The following is a 4,115-nucleotide window of genomic DNA, read 5'->3' on the forward strand; positions in this document are numbered from 1 at the left end:
TGGAAATAAAAGTCTTTTGCCACCCCAAAGCGGTGTGGTCAAAGCAAAAAGCAGATTCTCTCCGTTTTTCCCTAATTCGGTTGAAATGTAAATTCCCTTTGCAGTTAATAAAGGCTTGCATTGTCCAAATGAACTTTTTCCAACTGCATCAAAGATGAATTCAAACTTATCATCTGTCTTTGTAAAATCCTGCGTTTCATAATCAATTACAGTATCTGCACCAAGAGATTTTACCAGACCTACGTTTTTTGTATTACATACTGCTGTTACTATTGCTCCAAAATGCTTTAATAATTGCACAGCCGCAGAACCAATAGCACCAGTTGCTCCGTAAACTAAAACATTTTGTCCACGTTCAACTTTTGCTGCTCTTATATCTACTAAGGCATAATGTGCACCTTCTGTAAAGGCTGCAGCTTCGTCAAAGCTAAAGCCGTCAGGCATAGTTGTAATAGCATCAGTTTCAGTAATTGTTAAATACTCTCCATGTCCTCCACAGGTTTTATCATTAAACCCGAAAACTCTATCATCTTTCTTAAATGTTGTTACATGCTGCCCAATTTCTTCAATTATACCAGAAAATTCACAACCCAGTATTTGATATTTTGGTCGCAACAGTCCAGTCCAAAATCGTGAAATAAAATATTCAGCACTACGGAAACCGGAATCAGTCCGGGTTACCGTTGACGAATAAACCTTAACCAATACTTCGTTGTCTTTCGGTAATGGTTTAGGAACTTCCAACAATTTGGCAACTTCCGGTGCTCCATATTTGGAATATACAATTGCTCTCATTTTCTAAATATTTTGTTGTTTCTAGGTTGTTTCCTATACTTGCCACTAACGTCCCGGTACGGTACTACAGCGGGTTTGGGATTAAATTAAGCCTTATTTTCGGATTTGCCACCCGAGCGATAGCGAACAGGCGAAGCAAATTATCCCAAATACAAAACCAATTTTCCTCCCGATACTTCGGGAAAGCCTATTGCCCAAATCCGTTGTAGTAGCTGTTGTAAGCAGTGCTTTATTTTGATACTTTAGACTTCTTAATGTTCGAAGCTTTCTGTTTTATCCATTGAATTGAAATATCAACTGGTGCTGTAATATTGCCAGAAGCAGTATTGTGTCCTAATGTCGAAAACAAGGTGTATTCGAAAGGTTTGCCTTGAGCTTTCAATGTATTTAATTGCTCCATACACAACTTTACTGGAATCTGTATATCTTTCTCACCAAAAAGCCAAAGTCCTGGAATTGAAAGAGTATTCAGAGAAATTTGTGGGTCAGTCGCCACGAATTGATACCTGTCTGGGTCATCTTTAGTATGTTCACGAGCATCTGATTCTGTATGATTTTCCCAAAAATCATTGTTTCCATTAGTATAAAACTGAAATCGAAGTTGTTCTAGAGTTGTAATTGTAGGGCAACTAAATAAAACCATAAATTCTATTTGTTGATTTTTACTTGCAGCAATTGGGATTATCCATCCTGCTTGACTGAAGCCAACTAATCCAATGGGTGTTTTTTTATCTTTTAAATAGGTTCGAAATGTATTTACTGCAGAACTTGCATCGTGAGATAATAAATTAAGATTAGTAGTATCAATATTATTCGTGCCAACAGATGGTCCTACATATACACCGCCTGATTCTCCAACTCCACGTTTATCATATGTCAATACAGCAATACCTTCTTTGGCAAGACGTTTAGCGAACTCCATTTCTCTTTTTACAGGATCAGACCCATGAACAATTACAACTGCTGCAAATGTTTTTTTAGGCGTTAAAATCGAGCCTGCAAGAGTGACACCTTGACTTTCAAACTTTACATCTTGAATGGTAAAGTCGGCCGATTGAGAAAATACCATTTCTGGTAAAGTTATTAATAATAACCAAAGAAATAAGTTAATGTTCATTTTGGTTTAATTTAAAAATTGTTTTGAATTGTCTTGGTCTTCGTTAGCATTGCCTACAACGTTTTGGCGCTTGGCGAAGTGCAAAACTGCGTAATCGCTCAATTGTCTAATTAATAATTATTTCTTGCGGAATCGTAATTCCAATTAATTTTTGCATTTTGCCAAACGTTTGTTAGCAGCTGGCATTTTATGGGTCAAGGTTGTAACGCTGTTTGTTTCCATTGTCCATTTGTTAGTTCATATAATTTTCTATCGTGAAAACGAGTTGGCTTAAATTCTAAAAACTCAATTCTGATAGGCTCTATTTGATAACCACCCCAATTTTCAGGTCTTGTCAAAAGTTGGTTTGAAAAATTTGTTTGTACTTCTTGATATTTTTTGTTTAGTGTTTCAATGTCATTTAGTGTTTGTCCTTGATTACTTACTATTGAAACTATTTGACTGTCTCGGTTACGTTCTGAAAAATATTTATCTGCAAGTTTGTTGTTTAAGACTGTTGCGTTTCCCTGTATTCTAACTTGTCTTTCGGTTTCTGACCACCAAAAAGTTAATGCCACCTTATTAGTTTCGGTTATTTCAAGTCCTTTTCTGGAAGTTATAGTTCCCGTTACAATAAAGTTGTTTTCCACAATTCCTTTGATTGAAACAAATCTTGCATTTGGATAATGGTCCGTGCCAATAGTTGATAAGCAACAGGCAGTCGGAATATTAACCTTTGTTAATTTTAGTTCTTCGTCAAACCACTTACTAAAAATTTCTATTGGTGTAGTTTCCATTCAGCTCTGTTAATTATAAAACTACTTTCTTGTTTTTCAAACCCAACTTTTGGGTAATACTCCATTGCTGTTGGAACTGATAGAAGTAAAACCATTGATTGGTCGCCAACTTTTTCCTTTGTCAAGTTTATGAGTTGTCTGCCAATACCTTCTTCTTTGTATTCGTCTCTCACTGCAAGGTCTGAAAGATAACAAGCCCAAACCCAATCTGTAATGGAACGAGAGACGCCAACAAATAAATCGTTGTCCCAAGCAGTAACGATAAGATTTGAATTGTCAAACATTTTCTGTATTCGTTCTTTGTCATAGGTTGGTCGTGGCAAGCCTGCATTGTCGTAAAGTTCAATTATTTGGTCTGTTGTTGGTCGTTTGTCAAAACTATATTCTATGCTCATTTCGTTGTTGTTGTTGTTGTTGTTGTTGCTCAATGCTTGCTGCTAACTAGTATATATGCGAAACAAACCTTCGTGTATACAACCATTTTTGGGTAGATTGGCGAAGGTCTGTTTCGTTTTTTTACTACACAATACCAAACATACAAAATAGTTTTAATTGTCCATTATGGTTTGCCTTATTATAGCGAAAAATAGCACATATAAAAAAAGACGCCTCTCAGCATCTTTTTCTATATAATCCTATCTTAATCATAAATCCACAAATAGCTCTGAATTGACTTTGCTTGTAGACGCAGACGAGACGCTCGCACTATTGGGTGACCAACTCCACGCACTACCCGACCACCAATTAACCCAGAGGTTTCCGTCACTGCCTTTAACAAACACGTAAGGTCTTCCTCCATCAACCGTAATGGCTCCCATCGTATCAGTTATAGATACGCCCGATGAGGGAATTCCCTGATTCGACCATCCCCATGCACTACCCGACCACCAATTAACCCAGAGATTACCGTCACTGCCTTTAACAAACACGTAAGGTCTTCCACCATCAACGGTAATAGCTCCCATGGTGTCAGTTATAGATACGCCTGATGAGGGAATACCTTGATTCGACCATCCCCACGCACTACCTGACCACCAATTAACCCAGAGGTTTCCGTCATTGCCTTTAACAAACACGTAAGGTCTTCCTCCATCAACCGTAATGGCTCCCATCGTATCAGTTATAGATACGCCCGATGAGGGAATTCCCTGATTCGACCATCCCCATGCACTACCCGACCACCAATTAACCCAGAGGTTTCCGTCACTGCCTTTAACAAACACGTAAGGTCTTCCTCCATCAACCGTAATGGCTCCCATGGTATCAGTTATAGATACGCCCGATGAGGGAATTCCCTGATTCGACCATCCCCATGCACTACCCGACCACCAATTAACCCAGAGGTTTCCGTCACTGCCTTTAACAAACACGTAAGGTCTTCCTCCATCAACCGTAATGGCTCCCATGGTATCAGTTATAGATACGCC

At 38.4% G+C, this 4,115-nt stretch carries 5 protein-coding genes; all 5 read right to left on the reverse strand.

Annotation, left to right across the window (positions count from 1 at the left end; genetic code table 11):
- On the reverse strand, positions 1 to 795 hold a 795-nt coding region (locus ACNQGX_RS18110), incomplete at its 3' end, for an NAD(P)-dependent alcohol dehydrogenase (protein WP_417978680.1).
- Between the two features lie 229 nt (positions 796 to 1,024).
- Positions 1,025 to 1,864, reverse strand: a complete 840-nt coding sequence (locus ACNQGX_RS18115; RefSeq protein WP_417978682.1) for an alpha/beta hydrolase family protein — start codon at positions 1,862 to 1,864, stop codon at positions 1,025 to 1,027.
- A 242-nt stretch (positions 1,865 to 2,106) separates the two neighbouring features.
- Complete coding sequence (pdxH, locus tag ACNQGX_RS18120) at positions 2,107 to 2,688, reverse strand: pyridoxamine 5'-phosphate oxidase (protein WP_417978684.1); 582 nt, start codon at positions 2,686 to 2,688, stop codon at positions 2,107 to 2,109.
- Entirely contained in the window at positions 2,670 to 3,083 is a 414-nt protein-coding gene (locus tag ACNQGX_RS18125) for a GNAT family N-acetyltransferase (RefSeq protein ID WP_417978686.1), read from the reverse strand. The genes pdxH and ACNQGX_RS18125 overlap by 19 nt, the downstream gene beginning before the upstream one ends.
- A 249-nt stretch (positions 3,084 to 3,332) precedes the next feature.
- The coding region (locus tag ACNQGX_RS18130) for a DUF8189 domain-containing protein (protein WP_417978688.1) at positions 3,333 to 4,115 on the reverse strand (783 nt) is incomplete at its 5' end.

The sequence above is a fragment of the Flavobacterium glycogeni genome (genome assembly GCF_048286775.1).
Classification (GTDB): domain Bacteria; phylum Bacteroidota; class Bacteroidia; order Flavobacteriales; family Flavobacteriaceae; genus Flavobacterium.